The organism is Pedobacter sp. 01N416 (assembly GCF_056399685.1).
Window position 1 is genome coordinate 1 of record NZ_JBFTRT010000691.1, and the last position, 2395, is coordinate 2395.

Here is a 2395-nt window from a genome sequence, read left to right on the forward strand (position 1 = left end):
ATATTAATACCGCATAAACAATCTTTTTATTCCTTAAACCAAATATGATGAAAAAATTTTACAACATTATTTTTGCAACACTATTAGCAGTGCTATTTACCAATTGTACAAAAAAAGAGGTAGCAGCTGATACCAAATTAAGTTACAGCTTTAGTGCAGGTAATTTAAGCGCATCGTTAAGCAGTAATGCAGCGGCAAGTGGAGCAGTTGTAGCGCCAGGCACTAACGGAAGTATAAACTGGACTACGGCGAGTATTAATATCGCAAAAATAGAGTTTAGTGCTACAAAGGCAGGTACACCCGTATCTTTAGAATCTAAAAATCTATATCTCGTTAACGCATTAAAACCCGATTCATTATCAGGAACAATTGCGTTAATAGCAGGTGTTTATGAGCACAACCAGTTTAACTTAACCATGAGCAGTTCGCTTACCAACCCACCATTATTATTGACGGGAACTTATATTGAAGCTTCTGGAACCAAAATCCCGGTTAGATTTGAAATGAACCAAACGCAATCGATCAAATTAGAAGCCGCCAGAGTAGAAGTTACTTCCGGAACATACTTAGCGAAAGTAGCCATTCAACTTAACGCATTGGTAACTGGGTTAACAGCAAGCGATTTCGGCCAAACTACACGTACAGGCACAAATAACACAATTATAATTTCGAACACAATAAATAAAGCCTTATACGAGAAACTCATTGCTCGATTTACGTCAACACTGAGCGTTAACTTTTCGAAACAATAACAAATCGAATATAATACTTTATTAAGTACAATACTTTAATGTTACCTTTAAACCCTAACCAAACCTTCAGGATTCCTTCAGAATTGAAAACTAACTTCGCCATTTATTATACAAAGTGTGGCGAGAAAAGTTCAAGCTTTGGATTCACCTTTAACTATGAGCATTAAAGAAAAAACAAATAAATTACTCCATCATAGATTTGGACCAGTTTTTTTAGCCACAGCGCTATTGTGCAGCATATCGTTGATTACGAGACTTGCCTTATTAATTTACAGTGCATCTGGTGTTGATTGGTCGATACTGAATCTCCTTAAAATCCTGGTTATTGGTCTGTTTTACGATCTTGCTGCCGCATCTTTTGCAGTAATTCCGATTATAATTTACTTATGGCTGCTCCCTTCTAAATGGTATGCCAGTAAATTCAACAAGGTATTATTGTTCATTTATTTTTTCTTTGTTGTTTTCACGCTCATTTTCAATGCCATTTCAGAATGGTTCTTCTGGGAAGAATTTTCTGTCCGTTATAACTTTATAGCGGTCGATTATCTGGTATATACCACAGAAGTTATTGGAAATATCCGCCAATCGTACCCCATTAACAGTATTATGGTAGGTTTGGTTATCGTTACCTTGTTAATCGTTTATTTCTTAAGAAAGTTCATCACCTCCTCTACAACCAATAAAACCAGTTTCGGCAAACGCACCATAATTGCCCTGATTCTTTTGAGCCTGCCAGTGCTTACTTATTTTGGTGTAAGCCATAAATGGAAGTATCACAGCAAAAATCAATATGTAAACGAGCTTTCAGGCAATGGCATGTACGATTTTGGATTTGCATTTTGGAACAATCAGCTGGATTATAATACTTTTTATAAAACACTCCCGATCAAAAATGCAGAAGCTATTCTGAGTCACTTACTGCAACAAGATTCTACTGCAAAGGGAGAATTTAAAAATACCTCCAGAACCATCAATAATTCGGGTACCGAGAATAAGATGAATGTGGTGCTGATCAGTGTAGAAAGTTTAAGCGCCGAGTTTTTAGGTACTTTTGGCAATACCCAGCACATTACCCCACAGCTCGATACGCTGGCAAAAGAAGGTTTGCTCTTTAACAATTTATACGCTTCGGGAACGCGTACGGTGCGTGGTCTGGAAGCACTTTCACTTTGCATCCCGCCTACCCCTGGACAATCGATCGTTAAACGGCCAGATAATAAAAACCTGTTTACCTTAGGTAGCATATTCCGTTCAAAAGGTTACAACAGCAGATTTATTTATGGTGGTTATGGGTATTTTGATAATATGAACGAGTTCTTTTCCAACAATGGTTATCAGGTAACGGATAGAAGTGCACTTCAGGATTCAGAGATCCATTATTCAAATATCTGGGGGGTTGCCGATGAAGATTTATTTACGCTTTCGTTACGCGAACTGGATAAAGACTATAAAGACAAGAAACCCTTCTTTGCGCAAATTATGACGGTTTCGAACCACCGCCCCTATACCTATCCAGAAGGAAGGATTGATATTCCATCGCACACGGGAAGAGAAGGCGCGGTTAAATACACCGATTACGCTATCGGTAAATTTATACGTGAAGCAAAGCAAAAACCCTGGTTTTCGAACACCTTATTCATAAT

At 37.8% G+C, this 2395-nt stretch carries 2 protein-coding genes; both read left to right on the forward strand.

All coding sequences use genetic code 11. From position 1 onward, the window contains the following. Positions 1-47 precede the first annotated feature (47 nt). Positions 48-752, forward strand: a complete 705-nt coding sequence (locus tag AC1DND_RS25865) for a hypothetical protein (RefSeq protein ID WP_477585454.1) — start codon at positions 48-50, stop codon at positions 750-752. 156 nt (positions 753-908) lie between these two features. Next, positions 909-2395 (forward strand): LTA synthase family protein (locus AC1DND_RS25870; RefSeq protein WP_477585456.1); only part of this gene is annotated, 1487 nt, incomplete at its 3' end.